The sequence below is a fragment of the Marinobacter sp. M-5 genome (assembly GCF_032911545.1).
Classification (GTDB): domain Bacteria; phylum Pseudomonadota; class Gammaproteobacteria; order Pseudomonadales; family Oleiphilaceae; genus Marinobacter; species Marinobacter goseongensis.
On record NZ_JAWJEK010000003.1, the window covers coordinates 246,960 to 266,643 of the forward strand.

The window sequence follows — 19,684 nt, forward strand, 5'->3', positions numbered from 1 at the left end:
GTTTTGGAAACCGGAGCAACACCTTATGCGAATTTTCCAGGCCCTTCGCAGCCTGATCCTCACTGTTTTCCGCAAGATTCTGTTTTTGTGGGTTCGAACGGATGTCAGTGGTAACCGGCGCGAAGCACTCGGGCTCGATCCCGACACGCCTGTTTGCTATGTGTTGCAATACAGCTCCATGTCCAGCCGCCTGGTCCTTGAGCAGGAGGTGCTCAGGGCCGATTTGCCCGGGGCAGAGTCCAGCCTGCCGGTCAAGAATGGCCCGGCACACTCCTTCTTTTTCCTCTACCGCCGCATTGGCGGAATGTTCCAGTCGCGGCAAACGCCGGTCCCCACCGCCCAGTTTCAGGCACTGGTGCGCTATGGCCTGGAACACCCGGAAAAGGATGTGCAGATCGTACCGGTATCGTTGTTCTGGGGCCGATCCCCGGACAAGGAGAAATCACTGGTCAAGCTGCTGCTGTCCGACACCTGGTCGGTGGCTGGCCGGCTGCAGAAATTCCTGATCATCATGCTGCACGGGCGCAACACCTACGTTCAGTTCAACCAGCCACTGTCGCTCAAGCAGGTCATCGACGAGTACCGTCACAGTGAGGAGCGCGCCAACCGTAAGCTGGCGCGCATTCTGCGCACTCATTTCCGGCGTGTGCGCCAGGCGGTCCTGGGGCCGGACCTGTCCCACCGGCGCACGCTGGTTGAGGGTCTGGTGCGAACCCAGGCGGTCAAGGAAGCCATCCGTGAAACCGCCCGCAAGGACGATATCCCGCCGGAAAAAGTGCGGGCCAAGGCGTACAAGTACGCCGACGAAATCGCCGCCAGCATGTCCATCGTCACCATCCGCTTTCTGGAGGTGGTGCTGGCCTGGTTATGGAACCGGATCTACAACGGCATTGCCGTTAACAACATCAACGTGGCCAAGGAAGTAGCCCAGGATAACGCAGTAGTCTATGTACCCTGCCATCGCTCTCACATCGATTACCTGCTGCTGTCCTATGTGCTGTACAAGAATGGTCTGATGCCGCCGCACATCGCTGCCGGCATCAACCTGAACATGCCCGTGGTCGGGCCTATTCTGCGGCGCGGCGGGGCCTTCTTCATGCGCCGCAGCTTCAAGGACAACCCGCTCTACGCCACGGTGTTCAATGAATACATGCACGTGATGTTCACCCGCGGCTATTCGGTGGAATACTTTGTGGAGGGTGGGCGCAGCCGCACCGGGCGCATGCTGCAGCCCCGTCCCGGCATGCTGGCAATGACCGTGCGCAGCTTCCTGCGCAATCACCGCAAGCCGATCGTGTTTGTTCCGGTCTATGTCGGCTATGAGAAGGTGATGGAAGGCCGCTCATACCTGGGTGAGCTGCGCGGCAAGAAAAAACAGAAAGAGAGTGTGTTCGGGCTGGCCAAGACCGTGCGCAAGCTGAGCAATTCCTTTGGCCGGGTGGCTGTGAACTTTGGCGAAGCCATTCCGCTGGCCGAGGTGCTGAGCGAAGTGCATCCGACCTGGCGTGACGAGGCCTATGACACAGAATACCGTCCGGCATGGCTGCCCGATGCCGTGGAAGCACTGGCCCTGAGAGTGGCGTCCAATATCAACGCTTCGGTGGCGGTCAACCCCATCGGCATGACCGCCACCGTGCTGTTGGGTGCGGAGCGCATGGCGATGGATGAAAGTCAGCTGATCCGCCTGATGGATCAGTACGCTGACCTGCTCAGGGCCTTCCCTTACGCCGACACGGTGACTCTGCCCGAAGGCAGTGGCAAAGACTGGGTGGCTTACTGTGAAAACATGGGGTTGATCTCCCGCCAGCCGCAGAAACTGGGTGACATCATCGCGTTGCAGGGCAGCAACGCCACCTTGATGACCTATTACCGGAACAACATTCAGCACCTGTTTGCGCTGCCTTCGCTGATTGCCAGTCTGTTCGAGAACAAAAACTCGCTGCAGCGGGAGAAAATCGTGTTTCTGGCCAACGTGGCCTACCCCTATCTGCAATCTGAGCTGTTTCTCAAATACCAGCCGGACGAAGTGGAAGGCGTCGTCAATCAGTGGATTGATCTGTTGATCGAGAAAGGTCTGATCTTTGAGAGGGAGGGACGGATCTGCCGTCCTGAGGAAGGCACCGACGCCATGTTGCGGCTGCGGGTGTTGTCGCGGTTCATCATCCAGACATTGGAGCGTTACCACATCGCCATCGGCATTCTGCGCAAGTACGGGTCGGGGCGAATCAGCGCGGCCGAACTGGAGGAACAGAGCACCCTGCTGGCCGAGCGGATGTCGATCCTGTTCGGCCTGAATGCGCCGGAATTCTTCGACAAATCCCTGTTCCGCAACTTCATTGCCAACATGCAGAAAAACGGCGTCATCACGACCGACGACGACGGCCTGCTGTGCTATACCGAGGGCCTGAATGAGGTGGCGGAGGATGCCCGCCTGGTGCTCAGTGTGGAAAAACGCCAGGCCATCCAGCAGGTCACCATGCTCGGCGCCTGATCAGCTGGCGCCGGGCAAGGCCCTTACCGGATAGAGGTCATAGCGGCTGCTTTTGCCCTCAATGCGGGTGGCCGGCTCCGGGCCTGCGATGGCCGCTGCCTTACGGGGCCGCTTGACCACCACACGATAGGTGACCGCCCTCAGGGCCGCCGCCAGCAGTGCTTCGGCGTCATCGTCGTCGCCAACGACGGCGCGAAACACCTGCATTTCCTTTTTCACCAGCGCCGATTTGTCCCGATGCGGAAACATCGGGTCCAGGTAGACGATGTCCGCAGCGCCCTCCGGTGCCTGCGACAACCAGTCAACACTGCTGCCCTCTTGCAGGGTCATGCGCGCGATGATCGGCGCCACCTCGGTATTCAGCGCCGCCCGTGCCAGCCCGTCGGCCAGCAACGCATGAATAAACGGATTCCGCTCAAACAGCGTGACCCGACATCCCAGTCCGGCAAGCACAAACGCGTCCTGCCCGAGGCCGGCGGTGGCATCCACGACGTGCAGGGGCGCGCGAGTCTTCTGCAGGCCGATGGCCTTGGCCACCAGTTGCCCTGTGCCACCGCCATGCTCGCGGCGATAACCCGCCTTACCGGACACGAATTCTGCTCTCACAGGCCCCGGCGCACCCTTGCCGGTCATCTGCAGGCACAGGCCCTGCTCGTCAGACAGCAGCAGCACGGCGACGTCAGCCATTTGCCGGGGTTTCACAACCCCGAGAAAAGGTACCGCGAGGCGATCCGCCAGCGCGCGCGCCTCTGCCGCATTGCCCAGAGGGCTGCAGGCCACGGCAACGGAGGCTTTGACAGGATTGGGATCAGACAACATCAGACCAGTATATCAATACCAGCCAGACTGTTTTCGCCAGACTCACCTCGGGTGGCTATGTCTGCAAAGGTCGACAGAGCCCGGGATGTGGCAAGGGGGAGCTCGTCTGCGCGGAAGCGCTCCAGGCGAGCGTCTTCGGCGGCACGGCGCGCCTCCACGCGACGCTCAAGGCTTTCGGTGTCAAGGCGGGGGGCGGCGGTTTCGTCACGACCGGCGGCCAGATCCCGGCGCACGCCGTCGGCGTTTTTTTCCGGCGCAGAGGCCGGGGCGCGGGCCACATCACTGCGCTCCCTGACCGGGCTGTTATTACCAGCCTGGAAGGCAGCGTTATTGTTCGGGTTGATACCACCGATCATGGGTTAAAACCGGAAAGAGTTAGAGTCATCGAGTATGGAACAACCTCGCCAGGATTTAAAGCCCGTTGCACAGTTCTTAACCAATCTACCACAACATAACAAACAGCAGCACACCTAACAGCAGGCGATAGATCACAAACGGCATCATCCCCAGACGCTCAAGAAATTTGAGAAACAGGTGAATACACACCACCGCACTGACAAACGACACCAGCGTACCCAGCAGAATCGCTGTCCAGTCGGTTGCGCCACCCTGCTCGGTCAGTTCCAGCGTTTTCAGCAGGCCCGCCGCCAGAATCAGTGGAATAGACAACAGAAAGGAAAAACGTGCCGCCGCTTCCCGCTTCAGCCCGAGGAACAGCGCGGCGGTGATAGTGATGCCAGAGCGGGAGGTGCCCGGAATCAGAGCCAGCGCCTGGGCCAGGCCCACCACAATGGCGTCTTTCATGGTCAGAGCCGGCAGGTCGCGAGTCTGACGGCCCACGACATCGGACCACCACAGAACCAGTCCAAAACCGATGGTCGATACGGCGATCACCAGCCCCGAGCGCAGCTCGGTTTCGATAAAGTCGTTCAACAACAGGCCCGCCAGCCCTGCGGGGATCGTACCCGCGATCACCGCCCAGGCGAGACCGCTGTCACCACCAACGCGACCCCGAACCGTGTCGCTACACCAGGCCAGGGTCAGGCGATAGACTTCCCGGCGGAAATACCACATGACCGCGGTCAGCGTTCCCACGTGCACGGCCACATCGAACGCCAACCCCTGGTCGGGCCAACCGAGCACCTGTGATGGCAGAATAAGATGGGCAGAACTGCTGATCGGCAGGAATTCCGTCAGCCCCTGGACCACGGCCAGAGCAATGATATGCCACAGTTCCATCGGCAAGATTTCCACAAAGGAGTGAGGGTTTGATCAGCGACCGGGAAGCTTTTTCCAGGTCACTTCGTCCCGGATATAAACCGGCTGAGCCTGGGCCGCGGACACCCCGCCACCCTTCGCCAGCTCGTCGCTGGCCAGGCGGGCCACGCAGCTGGCGCGGGGCACCAGCGTGTCGTCCACCACCACGGCGGCAGTCACAACACCTGACGGCATCTGATTCTTCAGGCGCCAGCCCTGTCCGGCTCCGGCCCAGTGGCCGGAGACCGGCGGCAGGCTTACAGCCTCGGGCGCACATACCTGTTCAGTACCCAGTAACCTCGGGCGACCGGCCTGGGCCTGGAAGCAGCCCCAGTAAACTTCGCTCATGCGCGCGTCGAAAGCCACGGCAACACCATCGCCGTCTTTCATGTCCAGCGTATCCATCGCCCCGAGCGCAACGGCCGCCAGTGAGGATACCGGCAGAACCGGCAGATCCAGCCCCCACGCCAGGCCCTGCACCACGCCCGTGGCAATCCGCAGCCCGGTGAACGAACCGGGGCCGCAGGCAAACGCCAGTGCATCCAGGTCCGCCGGCACCAGATTCTGTTCGCTCAGCAGCTCACGAATCATCGGCATCAACAGCCGGGTATGGCCTCGCGGCGCGAGATCGAAGCGTTCAGACACACGGCCGTCGACCAGCAGCGCGGCCGAACAGCCTTCCGAAGAGGTATCCAGGGCCAGTAACTTCACGAATGCTGCGGTTGCCTCACGCTGACGGGTTGATAACAGTGGAACCGTTACTTCAGTTTCTGAAGAATCTGATCGCGGATAGAGTCCAGGCTGCCCACACCCTCCACCCGCACATATTTCGGCGCGGCGGTTGCGTCGCGGGAGGCCCAGTCCTGGTAATAGTCAATCAGCGGCGCGGTTTGTTCATGGTAGATTTTCAGACGCTTGCGTACGGTTTCTTCCTTGTCGTCCTCACGCTGAACCAGTGATTCACCGGTTTCATCGTCCTTGCCTTCCGTTTTGGGGGGATCGAATTTCACATGATAGATGCGGCCACTGCCTTCGTGAACGCGGCGACCGGACAGACGGCTGACAATTTCTTCGTCGTCCACGGCTATTTCGACGACGTAATCGATCACGATACCCTGGTCTTTCAGGGCTTCCGCCTGGGGAATGGTGCGGGGAAAGCCATCCAGCAAAAAGCCGTTCTTGCAATCCGGCTGCTGGATGCGCTCTTCGATCAGCGCGATGATGATATCGTCAGACACAAGACCGCCGGTTGCCATGACTTCTTTGACCTGCTTGCCCAGCTCGGATTCCGCTTTCACCGCAGCGCGCAGCATGTCGCCCGTGGAAATCTGGGGAATGCCGAAGCGCTCGGTAATGAACTGGGCCTGGGTGCCCTTACCCGCGCCTGGTGCGCCTAACATGATGATTCGCATACCGCTGTGCTCCCATAGTATTTAGTCATTATCGTTTGAAAAGCTATGGCAAAAACATCTGCCTTTGCGACAGCCTCTCTGCCCTCTCCGGGGCACGGCCAAAAAATGGCGAACGCGCATTATACGAAGTCAGCCGGCTCAGAGAAAGTCGACCTCCGTATCATGCAACAGTGTGGATCAATCAGGGTCCCGCCCGAAAACGTGGCGGTCAGGATGACAGGGATGCGGCCAGGGCGTCCAGTTCTCCGGCAACCCCGTCTATATCAGCGCCAAGGGCTGCCAACGCGGCGTCATCCAGTCCCAGCGCTGCTGCCAGCGCGGGCAGATCATCGGGGTTGAATTCGTCCCCGATACCACGCTCTTTCAACAGGCCGTTGGCAAGCTGCACCATCAATACATACTGATCGTGCTCACCATGATAACCGGATTGCTGGTGCATACCGGCCGCCTTCACCACCGGATCGGGCAATTGCCAGAGGCGGTGGAGAATACCGCCGATGGCACCGTGCCCGACCGCGAGGATGTCCTGATCGTTTCCGGCACCGAATACCTGCACCTCCAGCGAGTGCATGCTGGCTTCCGGATTGGCTTCCCGCAACTTGTTGAGCTCATCAAACTCCGCCGGGAACAGGTGACCCACCAGCAGCAGGCCGAAGTTGTGCAGAAGCCCACAAAGGTACGACAACCCCTTGTCGGCATCGCACCAGGTGGCCATGCGCTGACACAGAAACGCGCAGTACAGGGAATGCCGCCAGAAACTGTCCATGCCCAGCATGCCGTGGCGCGGAACATCAAAGGCGCGAACCGAGGCAATGCCGAGGGCAATGTGGGCGACACGATCAAAGCCCAGCACGCGGGTAACCGCCTCCTGAACGGACGTGATCTGGCCGGGATAATTGAACAGCGCGGAACGCGCATACCGCATGATCTGGGCCGTCAGACTGGGGTCGAACTCAATCAGTTCGGCCAGCTCCCGGGCCGTAGCCTCGGTATTGGCCGTCAGTTTGAGAATACGAAGAGCCAGTGCCGGCATCGGGGGCAGCCGGTAAAGCTTCTGCAGTTTATCGGCCACTTCTTCCAGCGTCAGCGACTCCCGCTTATCGTTACCCTGACCACGAATAACCAGATGCCCACCCCGCGCGCCGGCCAGCGCCAGACGCAGCGCGCGACCCTCCAGTTCTATCAGGGTATGGTCGTTGCCGGCGGTCATCAGGGCGCGACCGACCTGCAGCACATCTTCATCAACCAGCACCGGAATGTCGTAGGCAGCGCCGATCGGCGGCTGGAACCCCGGGTCGCAGTCTGCGAACAGGCGGCCGCCCTGGCGGGCGGTCAACGGTTGCAGGCGACGGCCGGTGAGCTGCTGCACCGCATCCAGATCCAGAGAGCTGTCAAAACCGTGAACAGCCATCACCACGCCATTGATGTCGATCAACAGCGTGCCCCGGATAAAGTCCTCCGGGGGCAGCCCCGAAGCCATCACCGAGGCATCCTCATTGAGTGCCTGATCGATGGGCAGCTCCCGGTATGAAATGCCCTTGCGGGTTAAAAACCCTGCCAGCCGCGCCGCTACCGCCACCTGATTACTCCTGTCCTGAACACTGGTCCGTCAGCCGGTGTTGCGCATGCCGGCCGCAATCCCTGCCATGGTCACTTTCAGAGCCCGCTCCACCATCTCCGGGACCTCGCCCTTGCCCTCACCTTCCCGATCACGCCGGAGAAGCTCCGCCTGCAAGTAATGAAGTGGGTCAGTATACGGGTTCCTCACCCGCATGGAATGGGCGAACACCGGTTCGCCTTCCAGCAGGGTCTGCTGTTCCTTGAGTTCCAGCAGCCGTTCGATGCAACCGGCCAGGCGGGATCGCAGGCTTTCTCCCAGCGTACGCAACTCGTCATCATTCAGAAGGGTCTGCTCATAATAGCTGGCGATACGCAGATCTGCCTTGGCCAGTACCATCTCCAGCATATCCACGTAGGTACGGAAAAAGGGCCAGCCTTTCATCATGTCCCGCAACGCGGGCAGTCGGTCACTTCTCGCCGCCTCTTCCAGCGCGACGTCACTGCCCAGCCAGCTGGGCAGCATCAACCGCATTTGTGTCCACGCGAAGATCCACGGAATCGCGCGCAGGCTCTCCACGCCACCACTGGCCTTGCGGCGTGCCGGGCGACTACCCAGCGCCAGCTTGCCCAGCGCCTGCTCCGGCGTCACCTGCCGGAAATAGGGTACAAAATCCGGGTCTTCCCGCACCACATCGCGGTAGGCTTTCAGCGAGCGTTGCGTCAACCAATCCATAGTTTCCCGCCATGCCGGTTCCGGCTCAGGGGGCGGCGCCAACGTCGCCTCAATGACCGCCGTGGTATACAGGGTCAGGCTCTGCTCCGCCAGCCGGGGCAGGCCGAACTTGAAACGAATCATCTCGCCCTGCTCGGTGATGCGGAAACTGCCGTTCACCGATCCCGGGGGTTGCGACAAAATCGCGCGGTTGGCAGGACCACCGCCCCGACCCACCGTGCCGCCACGGCCGTGGAACAGGGTCAGATGAACGCCGTACTGATTGGCCACCGCGGTGAGCTTTTCCTGGGCCTGGTACTGGGCCCAGGCGGCCATCAACTGGCCGGCATCCTTGGAGGAATCGGAATAGCCGATCATCACTTCCTGTCGGCCCTGACAGTATTCGCGGTACCACTCCACCTCATACAGCGCTGCCATACTGTCCGGTGCTCCGGTGAGGTCATCGAGAGTCTCGAACAGCGGTACCACGCGCATCGGGAAGGTCATCCCGGATTCCCGCAGCAACAGAATCACGCTGAGCACGTCAGAAGGCTTGCTGGCCATCGAAATCACGTAGGACCCGAGCGCTTCCGGGGTTTGGCGGGCAACCACCTCGCAGGTCGCCAACACTTCCCTCACGGGCTCGGACGGCTGCCAGTTCCGCGGTACCAGGGGGCGACGCCCCTGTAGTTCCTCAAGCAGGAAACGCTGCCGCTCCTCCTCCGGCCAGGAGAGGTAGTCGCCCAGACCGAGAAAGTCGACCATTTCCGCCACGGCCTCGGCGTGGCGGGCCGCCTCCTGACGGATGTCCAGACGGATCAACGGCAGGCCGAAGGTGTGCGCACGGCGAATGGTATCCAGCAGCGGGCCGTTGGCGATGTGTTCCAGTCCGCACGCCACCAGCGAGCGGTAGCAGACCTCCAGTGGCGCGATAAAATCCTCGTTCTCGAACAGGATATCGCTGTCATCCGCAGGCTCGCCGTTCACCGCGGCCTCGGCCCAGTCACGGGTTTTGACCAGACGCTCCCGCAACCCGGCCAACACATGCCGATAGGGTTCACGGCTGTCGCCGACCAGAGCCTTGAGCTCGTCACTGGCCTGCCACATGGAGAGCTCGGCACGCAGGGCCTGGATATCCCGCAGGTAGAGATCCGCCGCCATCCAGCGCCCCAACAAGAATACCTTGCGGGTCACCTGGTGGGTCACGTTGGGGTTACCGTCGCGGTCACCGCCCATCCAGGAGGCGATGCGGATCGGTGCAACAGCCAGAGGCAACCCGTTCCCGGTGGCCTCCGACAACGACAGATCGAGACTTCTCAGGAACCGCGGCAGCGCCTGCCACAGACTGTTTTCGATCACTGCAAAGCCCCACTTTGCCTCGTCCACCGCGGTGGGGCGCTCGTGGCGAATTTCATCCGTGTGCCAGGCCTCGGCAATCAATTGCTCCAGGCGGTAGACGACTTCCTCCCGCTCCGCCGGCATCAGATCATCATGATCCAGGCGCGCCAGGCAATCGGACATTTCGTCGTATTTCATGATCAGGGTGCGACGGGCCACTTCGGTGGGGTGCGCGGTCATCACGAACTCAATACGCAGGTCCGCGACCCGTTGATGCAGCTCCGCCGCACTGATGCCCGAGGCCTTCAGGCGTTCGAACACCTCACCGAATGACTCCACCATCAGGTCTGACTGATGACCGCGCTTGCGGCGTATACCGTGATACTGTTCCGCCAGATTAGCCAGATTGAGGAACTGGTTGAAGGCGCGGGTGACCGGCAACAACTCGTCATCACCAAGCTTGCCGAGCAGACTGACCAGGCGCTGACCGGATCCGCTTTCCTGGCGCCGATCGGCTTTCGCAGCGGCGCGAATTTCCTCAATGCGGTCGAAACATTCCTGCCCCGGGTAGCGCCGGATGCTCTGGCCCAGCAATTCGCCCAGCATGCGCACGTTTTCTCGAAGATCGGGATGTAGCTCTGTCACATTGGCGTCCTTTTAAATTGACGGAGGCGAAGTAAACTAACGATACTAATAACGATTAACGCCCGTAGTCGCAAGGAGAATTCATGAAAGTTACCGATCTGCCCAAGCACTGGGAAAGCAAGAAAGAAAACGTCGAGCGGACCCACGACTACAACCTGCGACTGCCGCTGGAGGACGCCGCGCGTGTTGCTGCCCTGGCGGACCTTTACCCGGACAGAACCGAGAGTGACATTCTCAACGACATGATCGGAGCCGCCCTGGATGATCTGGTCAGACAGACCCCGTTAAAGGGAAAACTGGAAGGGAAGGATAAGTAACGCAGGCAAGTCCGTCACAGGGTGGCAACGCCACCCTGTGACCTGTCTTTACAGCGGTTGGCGTCAGCGCTTTTAGGCGACTGACTCCAACTGACGGGCTTTGAGACGCTGGATATGCTTCTGACTCAGGCTGACGAAGCGCGGTGTCATGCCCTGGTCCTCATAGATCTCGAAGCCATCCTCGTCATACGCCACGACCTTGGTGCCCTGGACGTAAGGGAAGCTGGTTTCCAGCTCGTCCAGGGACGCGGAAATCAGGTCCCGCATCAGGTCCTGCGGCGATTTCATCGGGTAAAGAGCGGCCAGTTTTTCCAGTCGCTTGTGATGCTGGTCAGACAACTCCGTAAAATAGGCATCCCGGGTCAACCGTCCCCGTGCGTGCTTATCCCAGTAATTGACCAGATCTTTTATCTTCATGGTGCCTTCACTCCTGCATCTTCTCGACGGCATACGGCGCACTGCTTCAGTGCAGCCGTTTAGGAAAGTGTAGTCGAAGGAAGCGGGGTCCGGTGCAACAAATTGGTAACGGATTGTACTTACCGAAGTCCCGCCTCAGCCCTTGTTTTCATTGCTTTTCGACGCCTTTCACCTGTTGCCAGATGGCATCCAGGGCCTCCAGGGACTGGTCATCGAATTGGCGACCCTCGTCGTTGAGGCGCTGCTCGATCGCCCGGAATCGCGCCTCGAATTTGTGGTTGGTGCGGTTCAGCGCCTGCTCTGGATTCACCCTGGTGAAACGCCCCAGATTCACACAGACAAACAGCAGATCGCCGAGCTCGTCTTCCACCGCATCGGCAGGACCGGTGCCCGCCTGCGCCGCATGCCAGGCTTCCTTGAGTTCGTCGATTTCCTCATGCAGCTTGTCAAAAACCGGCTCGATATCGGGCCAGTCAAAACCGTGGTTGGAGGCGCGCTTCTGCAGCTTTTCGGCACGCGCCATGGCCGGCAGGGTCCTGGCAATGCCATCCAGCAGGCTGGCTTGTGCGGCCTCCGGCTTGGGGGCCAGGGCCCGCTCCTCGGCTTTGATGCGCTCCCAACTGGCTTTGATCCACGCCTCATCCGGGCGGTTATCCGGATCAATCCGACTTTCCAGGGTGCCGTTGGGGAACACATGGGGATGACGACGGATCAGTTTGCGGACCAGGTTGTCCACCACGGAATCGAAATCAAAGTGCCCCTGCTCCTGCCCCATCCGGGCGTAGAAAATCACCTGAAACAGCAAGTCGCCCAGCTCATCCTCGAGGTGCGGGAAATCGGCCCGATCAATGGCATCGGCCACCTCATACGCCTCCTCCAGCGTATGGGGCACGATGCTGCCGAAGGTCTGTTTGATGTCCCAGGGGCACCCGGTGTCCGGATCCCGCAGCCGGGCCATCAGTTGCTTGAGGTGCTCGATGGAGTAGCTCATCCGCGCTTGCGCCTTACATCAATGATGTTGGGGAGATTACGAATCTGGGCCAGCAGCCGGGCCAGCTGTTCCAGGCTCGAGATTTCCACGGTTACCGTCATGGTGGCCGTATTCTCGTCCTTGTTGCTGAGCGTGTTCAGCGACAGCACATCGCTTTTGGACGAGGACAGCACCTGGGTGATATCCCGCAGCAGCCCGGAGCGATCATAGGCTTCAATTTCCACATCCACGGGATACACCGAGGCTGGCCGGCCACCCCAGCTTACCTCGATAATCCGGTTCGGTTCGAACTCCCGCAGGTTCAGGAAGGTAATGCAGTCCTGCCGGTGCACTGTCACACCCCGCCCTACGGTGATGTAGCCGCCGATCTCATCCCCCGGCAACGGCTTACAGCACTTCGCCACCTGAGTTTTGAGTTTGCCAACGCCCACAATCTGGATATCCGATTCGGTGTCGTACGGTTTGCGGCGCTGGGCGGTGAGCTTCAGGTCCAGCTGCTCGGACTTGGGCTCCAGCATCTGCTGGGCAACATTGGCCACGTGGGTCGGGCGCAGATCCCCGGCTCCGACCGCCGCGAACATATCCTCTGCATCCTGATAGTTGACCTTGCGGGCAAGATCGCCAAGGTCGACGTCGTACAGGGATAGCCGCCGGAACTCGTCTTCCAGGATGGCCCGACCATCGATGATGTTGCGGCCGCGATCCTGCTGCTTGAACCAGTGGGTCACCTTGGCCCGCGCCCGCGAGGTCTGGATATACCCCAGACTGGGGTTGAGCCAGTCGCGACTGGGTGCGGGGTTGTTGGAGGTCAGGATAAAGATCTGGTCCCCGGTCTTGAGGGGATAGATCAGTGGCACGATGCGGGCATTGACCCGCGCACCCCGGCAGGCATGGCCGACCTCAGTGTGTACCCGGTAGGCGAAATCCACCGGGGTGGCGCCCTGGGGTAAATCCACCACATGACCCTCCGGCGTGAACACGTACACCCGGTCCGATGCCACATCGCTCTTCAGGTGATCCGCCAGGCCGGACAGATCGCCCAGCTCTTCCTGCCATTCCAGCACCTGGCGCAGCCAGTTGATCTTGGCGTCGTACCCGGTCGAGCGGTTGCCCTTGTCGGTGCCCTTATACAGCCAGTGGGCACAGACCCCCAGCTCGGCTTCCTCGTGCATCTTGTGGGTGCGGATCTGCACCTCCATCACCTTGCCTTCCGGGCCAATCACCGCCGTGTGCAGGGACTGGTAGCCGTTCTCCTTGGGGTTGGCGATGTAATCGTCAAATTCATTGGGAATGTGGCGCCACAGGGTGTGGACAATGCCCAGCGCGGCGTAGCAGTCCCGCACCTCCGGCACCAGTACCCGCACCGCACGGACATCATAGACCTGGGAGAAATCGATGCCCTTGCGGCGCATTTTCCGCCAGATACTGTAGATGTGCTTGGCCCGCCCGGACAGCTCGCCTTCAATGCCGAAGTTCTTGAGTTCGGTTTTCAGGGTGTCGATCACCCGCCGGATGTAGCTCTCGCGGTCCAGGCGCTTTTCATCCAGCAGCTTGGCGATTTTTTTGTACGCGGAACCGTGCAGGTAGCGGAAAGACAGGTCTTCCAGCTCCCACTTGATGTGACCGATGCCCAGCCGATGGGCCAGAGGCGCATAGATATCGAACACCTCCCGTGCCACCCGCATGCGCTTTTCTTCTGAGCCATCCTTGACTGCCCGGATCGCGCAGGTACGTTCCGCCAGTTTGATCAACGCCACGCGAACGTCGTCGATCATGGTCACCAGCATCTTGCGGACATTGTCGAGCTGGCCCTCGCTCTGCCCCAGCACATTGCCCTTGAGCGGGTGGTGGATGGAGGAAATCGCCGCCATCTGCTGAACACCGTTGATCAGCTCGGCGACCTCGTCCCCGAACTCCTTGCGGATCGTCTCCAGGGGCACGCGCTCCTCACGCACCGCGCGATACAGTATGGCCGCCACCAGGCTGGCCTGATCCATGTGCAGTTCCGCCAGCACCTGAGCCATTTCGATCCCGGTGCGGAAACTGCTGGCGCCCTCGGCCCACAGGCGGTCTTCGCGGAACGCCTGCAGGTCAATCTCGGCGGCCGTCTCGCAGGCGCGACGGAACTGATCAACGTTCTCCAGGTGGATTTGCGACTCGATCTGCCGCACCCACCGCTCGATGTCGATCTGGCCGTCTCCTGTGACGGCGTAGTCTTCCCGAACTTTTACCATATCGGCTTTGTTATTCCCGGTTATTGATCCGGCCATCCCTGACCGGATTATCGGTTACTTGTCCACGCGCTCGAACAGCGCGATGGACTCAACGTGGGTGGTGTGCGGGAACATGTCCATCACACCGGCCCTGACCAGACGGTAGCCGTTTCGCACCATCACCCCTGCGTCCCGGGCCAGCGTGGCCGGATTGCAGGATACGTAGACAATTCGTCCGGCACCGAACCGGGTCAGGTATTCGCACACCTCCAGCGCACCGGATCTGGGGGGATCGATCAGTATTTTGTCGAAGCCTTCCCCGGCCCAGGGCTGGACGGTAAAATCCGCCTGCAGATCGGCGCCGTGGAAAGTGACATTCTCGAGGCCATTGAGTTCCGCATTTTCGCGCCCGCGAACCACCATGGCTTCATCGCCCTCCACGCCGACGACCTGCCCGGCACGACGCGCCAGCGGCAACGTAAAGTTGCCAAGCCCACAGAACAGGTCCAGCACCCGCTCGCCCGGCTGGATATCCAGCCAGTCCACCGCCCTGTGTACCATGGTGCTGTTGATGCCCGCATTGACCTGGGTAAAGTCCATGGGATGAAACTTCATGGTCAGGTCAAATTCTTCCAGCCGATAGCTGAGGCGCTCATCCTGGTTGCTGCCATCCGTTTCCGGCAGCGGCCAGATCCGGTGCACAGTGTCCGGGCCCTTGGGCTGGAGATAGATATGCAATTCATGGGCCTGACCGAAGGCAATCAGCTTCGCCCGATCCGCGTCGCTGAGTGCATCCATATTCCGGAACACCATCACCGCCACATCGTCCCCACAGGCAATTTCCACCTGTGGAATGCGGTTGAAGGCTTCCAGCCCATGCAGCAACTCCCGCAGCGGGGTGATGCGCTCACCAATACGCGGGTCCATCACCACACAGCGGTCGATGTCGGTCAGGAAGCTGTTGCGCTTCTCGCGGAAACCCACCAGTACCGACTCTCGGGCCGGCACATAACGCACCCCCATGCGCGCCTTACGGCGATAGCTGAGGGTGTCAGGGGAGCGCATCGGGGCCACCCACTGGTCCGGCTCGATGCCCCCGAAATGGGCAAAGTGTTCCCGCAGAGTGTCCTCCTTGAACCGGATCTGGGCATCCGCCTCCATATGCTGGAGACTGCAGCCACCGCACAGGTCGGCATAGTCGCACGGCGGCGTTACCCGTTCCGGGGCCGCCTCCAGCACCTCCAGGGTGCGCAGCTCATCAAACTTGCTGCGCGAGCCCACCACCTTGGCCATCACCGTCTCGCCCGGCAGCGCTCCGTCGACAAACTGGATCTTGCCGTCCTGACGGGCAATGCCCCGGCCGTCATGACTCAGGGTCTCAACCACACAACGGACCGGTTCCTTGGGAAGAACCTTCCTGCGTCTTCTGCTCATACTTAATTCTCTTGCTGCGGTTCAGGCGCCGGGGAAGACGCCGGTGGACAGGTAGCGATCGCCCCGGTCACAGATAATGGCCACGATGACTGCGTTTTCAACCTGAGCGGACAGCTGCAGGGCCGCAGCAATTGAGCCTCCGGAGGAAACACCGCAGAAAATGCCCTCTTCCCGGGCCAGGGCCCGCATGGTGTCCTCGGCTTCCTGCTGGCCAATGTCCAGCACCTGATCGACCCGTGCAGCATCGTAGATCCTGGGCAGGTAGGGCTCCGGCCATCGACGGATGCCCGGTATCGCTGCCCCTTCTTTTGGCTGCAGACCGATAATGCGGATATCGGGATTGCGCTCCTTGAGGTAGCGAGACACCCCCATGATGGTGCCGGTGGTGCCCATGGAGCTGATGAAATGGGTCACCCGGCCGCCGGTCTGCTCCCAGATTTCCGGACCGGTGGTGCGGTAGTGCGCCAGCGGGTTGTCCTGATTGGCAAACTGATCAAGCACCTTGCCCTTGCCCTCGGCTTCCATCTTCTGCGCCAGGTCACGGGCGGTCTCCATGCCTTCCTCTTTGGACACCGTCACTATCTCCGCGCCATAGGCACGCATGGAGGCACGGCGCTCTTCACTCATGTTCGCCGGCATGATCAGCACCATCCGGTAACCCTTGATGGCGGCCGCCATGGCCAGGGCGATGCCGGTGTTGCCACTGGTGGCCTCAATGAGTGTGTCGCCGGGCTTGATATCACCCCGGCGCTCGGCCTCCTGAATCATACTGATCGCCGGGCGGTCCTTGACCGAACCGGCGGGATTATTGCCTTCCAGTTTGGCCAGAATGACATTGCTGGTTTCGCCCGGCAGGCGTTGCAGGCGAACCAGGGGCGTGTGCCCGACATAATCTTCTATGGTGGGGAAATTCATACCGAAACCTTCCTCAAATCTGCCGTCACCCGACAGGCCGGGCAACCAGACCGGCCATCGCCTGTGATACACTTTCCGGTCGCATGATACGCGTTATGGTCGCCGTCTCCCAATACAGCTTGTCGCTATATCCATGACCGGCGGCTATATCCGGATCAGAGCCGCGCTGCTAACGCTGCACCGGTCTCCCGGATCATCTATTCTGACAGGGACGTACAGCCGTTGATCCGGCTGTAAACGAGACAACAGGAACACTCTATGCGGCGTTGGGGCATTCGCAAAAAAGTTCTCGTGGTGACACTCGTCCCCACGCTTCTGACCACTCTGGTTCTGGGCCTGTTCTTTACTTACAGCTGGGTCACCAATATTGAAAGCCTGCTCCAGGACCGGGGCCAGTCGCTGTCCCGCCAGCTGGCCGCCGGCTCCGAGTATGGTCTGTTCACTGCCAACCGCAGCCTGCTGAACAGCCTTTCGAACGCCCTGCTGGAAGAGCAGGATGTGCGCTCGATCACCTTTTTTGACAGCGAGCGCAAACGCCTGCTTCACACTGGCCCCGGCAGCGCCGACATCATTCCTGAAAGCGAGTTGACTCCCGAACGACCGAAACGGATTTTCCGCGCGGACAGCACGCTGTTCGTCACCCCGGTATTTCTTCAGGACCTGATGATCGAGAACATGCTGGAGCCGACCGGCAGCCAGCCACCGAACAGCCAGGGCATGCCGCTGGGCTGGGCCGCGGTGGAGATGTCACACATCCGCACCGAGAAGGAAACCTACAAAGCCCTGCTGATATCACTGATGCTGGTGCTCGGCGGCGTATTGCTCAGCCTGATCATCGCCCTGCGCCTGAGCCGCGCCTTCACCGACCCGGTATTCGAGCTCAACGCGGCAGTCGCCCGCCTCAAGGAAGGCAAGCTCGATACCCGGGTGCACACCGGCGCCGGGCCGGAGTTCGAGCAGCTGGAGTCAGGCCTCAATGCCATGGCCGAAGAGCTCAGCAAGGCCCAGGCCGAGATGCAGCAGAACATTGACCAGGCCACCGAAGATCTGCGGGAAACCCTGGAAACTATCGAGATCCAGAACATCGAGCTGGATTTCGCCCGTAAGGAGGCGCTGGAAGCCAGTCGCATCAAGTCGGAATTCCTGGCCAACATGTCCCACGAAATCCGTACGCCCCTGAACGGCATCATCGGTTTCACCGAGTTGTTGCTGAAAAGCCCGCTGCCCCGTCAGCAACGGGACCACCTGAGCACCATCCGCAAGTCTTCGGAAATCCTGCTGACCATCATCAACGACATCCTCGACTTCTCCAAGATAGAAGCCGGCAAGCTGATCCTCGACCGGGTTCCCTTCCCGCTGCGGGACATCGTCGAGGATGTCATGGTGATGCTCGCGCCGGCGGCCCACAGCAAGAATCTCGACCTTGTGCCCCTGGTCTACAACGATGTACCGGACAACATCATGGGGGACCCGCTGCGGGTCAAACAGGTTATTACCAATCTGGTGAATAACGCCATCAAGTTCACCCAGACCGGTGAAGTGGTTCTGCGGGCCAGCCTCGAGGACGAAGACAAAGAAAGCAACCGGGTTACGCTGCGCATCAGCATTACTGATTCCGGCGTGGGGCTGTCACGCGCCCAGCAGCAATCGCTATTCAATGCGTTCAGCCAGGCGGATGCCTCCACCGCCCGTCAATACGGCGGCACCGGTCTGGGCCTGGCGATCTCCAAGCGACTGGTGGAGGAAATGGGCGGCAAGATCGGGCTCCAGAGCGAGCTCGGCAAAGGCTCCACCTTCTGGTTCACGCTGACCTCGGAGTTGTCCGGCGCAGCCGATGGCAGCGCACCCCGGGACGCCCTGCGGGGCGAGCGCGTGATCTATCTCGAGCAACAGAAAACCTCCGGCCTTGCCGTGGAACACCTGCTGCGGGAATGGGGCATGGAAGTGGATACCGTGGCATCGACCGGCGCCATGCAGGAGCAGGTTGAGGAGGCCCAGCGCAACCAGTCAGGATACGCGCTTGCCATCGTCGGCATCACCCGGCATCTACTCAATTCCAGCCAGTACTGTGGCCTGGTGCGCAACCTGGAGCTGGAGCGGGACTGCCGCACCCTGCTACTGACCCCTACCCTCGACACCCACGACACGCCGCTGTCCGGTCTTGCCAGCGGGCACCTGACCAAGCCCATCTGCCGCGACGCGTTGTATGACGAAATGCTGTTGCTGGTTCACGGCATCAACTCCGGTCAGAAGACACTGATCGAGTACCCGAGCCAACCCGCGTGGCAACCGGCCGGTGATATGCCACGGATACTTGCGGTGGATGACAACGACGCCAACCTGAAACTGGTGATGACCCTGCTGCAGGACTGCAAGGTTAATGCCGAAGGCGCCTCAAGCGGTTTCGAGGCCATCAGTAAAGCCCGGAACAAGCCCTTCGATCTGGTGTTCATGGATTTGCAGATGCCCGGCATGGACGGCGTGGAGACGACCGCCCGGCTGCGCGCGATGGATACCAAAACCCACCGCACGCCGGTGATCGCGCTCACCGCCCATGCCCTGGCCGACGAGCAGGATCGCCTCGCGCGCCAGGGATTCGACGGCTATCTTGCCAAGCCGATCAGCAGCAGCCAGCTGATCGAGACCATTCGTGAGTACACCGGATATGCGTGCGAGACATTGCCTACCCACCATCGCGAAGTGGTACCGGAGGTTCGGGATACCCGCCGGGCGCTGCGCCCGTCCACCCGCAAGCTTCAGCACGACTGCGTGAGTGTTGAAGAGAGCATTCAACTGGCCGCCGGCAAAGCCGACCTGGCGGAAGAGCTGTTCAGTATGTTGCTGGAACAGCTACCGGCAGACGTGGAGAAAATTCATCAGCAGTGGGCTAAAGGCGACCTGGAACAGGTACTGGAGTGCGTTCACAAACTGCATGGCGCCACCCGATATTGTGGTGTGCCGGAACTGAGAGCGGCAGCCAATCAGCTTGAAACCGGTCTGAAATGCTCCTCTCCGGGGCTGGCCTATGAGAAGGACCAGTTGCTCGGCGCGATCGAGCGCCTGCAGATATGGAGTGAGCAAACCGACTGGCAGGCGATGTTCCGCGGGCAGACAGGCACCGATGAAAACAGCCCCGCCAACACGGACAGTCTGACCTGAGGCC

15 protein-coding genes are annotated in these 19,684 nt (G+C 60.9%); 3 read left to right on the top strand and 12 right to left on the bottom strand.

Features of this window, described 5'->3' with window-relative positions; genetic code table 11:
- The first annotated feature begins 25 nt into the window (after positions 1-25).
- Positions 26-2,491: a glycerol-3-phosphate 1-O-acyltransferase PlsB gene (gene plsB, locus R0125_RS14270; protein WP_248182497.1), complete on the top strand. Its 2,466-nt coding sequence runs from the start codon at positions 26-28 to the stop codon at positions 2,489-2,491.
- Here the strand turns inward: plsB and R0125_RS14275 are convergent, their stop codons facing one another.
- The 7 genes from R0125_RS14275 to ppc form a co-directional block, all read right to left on the bottom strand.
- Positions 2,492-3,310: a class I SAM-dependent methyltransferase gene (locus R0125_RS14275; RefSeq protein ID WP_248182495.1), complete on the bottom strand. Its 819-nt coding sequence runs from the start codon at positions 3,308-3,310 to the stop codon at positions 2,492-2,494.
- Positions 3,310-3,666, bottom strand: coding sequence for a UDP pyrophosphate phosphatase (locus tag R0125_RS14280; protein ID WP_317238630.1), 357 nt, complete (start codon positions 3,664-3,666; stop codon positions 3,310-3,312). Before R0125_RS14280 ends, R0125_RS14275 begins: the two co-directional genes overlap by 1 nt.
- 85 nt (positions 3,667-3,751) lie before the next feature.
- The gene (locus R0125_RS14285) at positions 3,752-4,549 is read right to left on the bottom strand and encodes an undecaprenyl-diphosphate phosphatase (RefSeq protein WP_248182491.1); all 798 of its coding nucleotides are present in this window, start codon (positions 4,547-4,549) and stop codon (positions 3,752-3,754) included.
- A gap of 33 nt (positions 4,550-4,582) precedes the next feature.
- Positions 4,583-5,278 (bottom strand): tRNA (adenosine(37)-N6)-threonylcarbamoyltransferase complex dimerization subunit type 1 TsaB, encoded by a 696-nt coding sequence (gene tsaB, locus R0125_RS14290; RefSeq protein WP_248182490.1) that lies wholly within the window; start codon positions 5,276-5,278, stop codon positions 4,583-4,585.
- Between the two features lie 47 nt (positions 5,279-5,325).
- Positions 5,326-5,979 (bottom strand): adenylate kinase, encoded by a 654-nt coding sequence (adk, locus tag R0125_RS14295; protein WP_317238631.1) that lies wholly within the window; start codon positions 5,977-5,979, stop codon positions 5,326-5,328.
- Positions 5,980-6,187: 208 nt separating this feature from the next.
- On the bottom strand, positions 6,188-7,558 hold the full coding sequence (locus tag R0125_RS14300; protein ID WP_317238632.1) for an HDOD domain-containing protein: 1,371 nt from the start codon (positions 7,556-7,558) through the stop codon (positions 6,188-6,190).
- Positions 7,559-7,588: 30 nt separating this feature from the next.
- Positions 7,589-10,234, bottom strand: coding sequence for a phosphoenolpyruvate carboxylase (gene ppc, locus R0125_RS14305; RefSeq protein ID WP_317238633.1), 2,646 nt, complete (start codon positions 10,232-10,234; stop codon positions 7,589-7,591).
- 83 nt (positions 10,235-10,317) lie between these two features.
- Here ppc and R0125_RS14310 point away from each other — a divergent pair, with 83 nt between their 5' ends.
- Entirely contained in the window at positions 10,318-10,551 is a 234-nt protein-coding gene (locus R0125_RS14310) for a hypothetical protein (protein ID WP_248182485.1), read from the top strand.
- A 72-nt stretch (positions 10,552-10,623) separates the two neighbouring features.
- On the opposite strand, the gene R0125_RS14315 is transcribed toward R0125_RS14310, so the two are convergent.
- From R0125_RS14315 to cysM, 5 genes are all read right to left on the bottom strand, one after another.
- Complete coding sequence (locus R0125_RS14315; RefSeq protein ID WP_248182484.1) at positions 10,624-10,968, bottom strand: pilin assembly protein; 345 nt, start codon at positions 10,966-10,968, stop codon at positions 10,624-10,626.
- Positions 10,969-11,116: 148 nt separating this feature from the next.
- Positions 11,117-11,959 (bottom strand): nucleoside triphosphate pyrophosphohydrolase, encoded by an 843-nt coding sequence (gene mazG / locus R0125_RS14320; protein WP_248182482.1) that lies wholly within the window; start codon positions 11,957-11,959, stop codon positions 11,117-11,119.
- Positions 11,956-14,193: a GTP diphosphokinase gene (gene relA, locus R0125_RS14325; protein ID WP_248182480.1), complete on the bottom strand. Its 2,238-nt coding sequence runs from the start codon at positions 14,191-14,193 to the stop codon at positions 11,956-11,958. Before relA ends, mazG begins: the two co-directional genes overlap by 4 nt.
- Positions 14,194-14,247: 54 nt before the next feature.
- Positions 14,248-15,606 carry a 23S rRNA (uracil(1939)-C(5))-methyltransferase RlmD gene (gene rlmD / locus R0125_RS14330; RefSeq protein WP_317238634.1) on the bottom strand — a complete coding sequence of 453 codons (1,359 nt, stop codon included), beginning with the start codon at positions 15,604-15,606 and terminating at the stop codon, positions 14,248-14,250.
- A gap of 21 nt (positions 15,607-15,627) precedes the next feature.
- The gene (gene cysM, locus R0125_RS14335; protein WP_248182475.1) at positions 15,628-16,521 is read right to left on the bottom strand and encodes a cysteine synthase CysM; all 894 of its coding nucleotides are present in this window, start codon (positions 16,519-16,521) and stop codon (positions 15,628-15,630) included.
- A gap of 258 nt (positions 16,522-16,779) precedes the next feature.
- Between cysM and R0125_RS14340 the strand changes: the two genes are divergently transcribed.
- On the top strand, positions 16,780-19,680 hold the full coding sequence (locus tag R0125_RS14340; protein WP_317238635.1) for an ATP-binding protein: 2,901 nt from the start codon (positions 16,780-16,782) through the stop codon (positions 19,678-19,680).
- Positions 19,681-19,684: the final 4 nt, after the last annotated feature.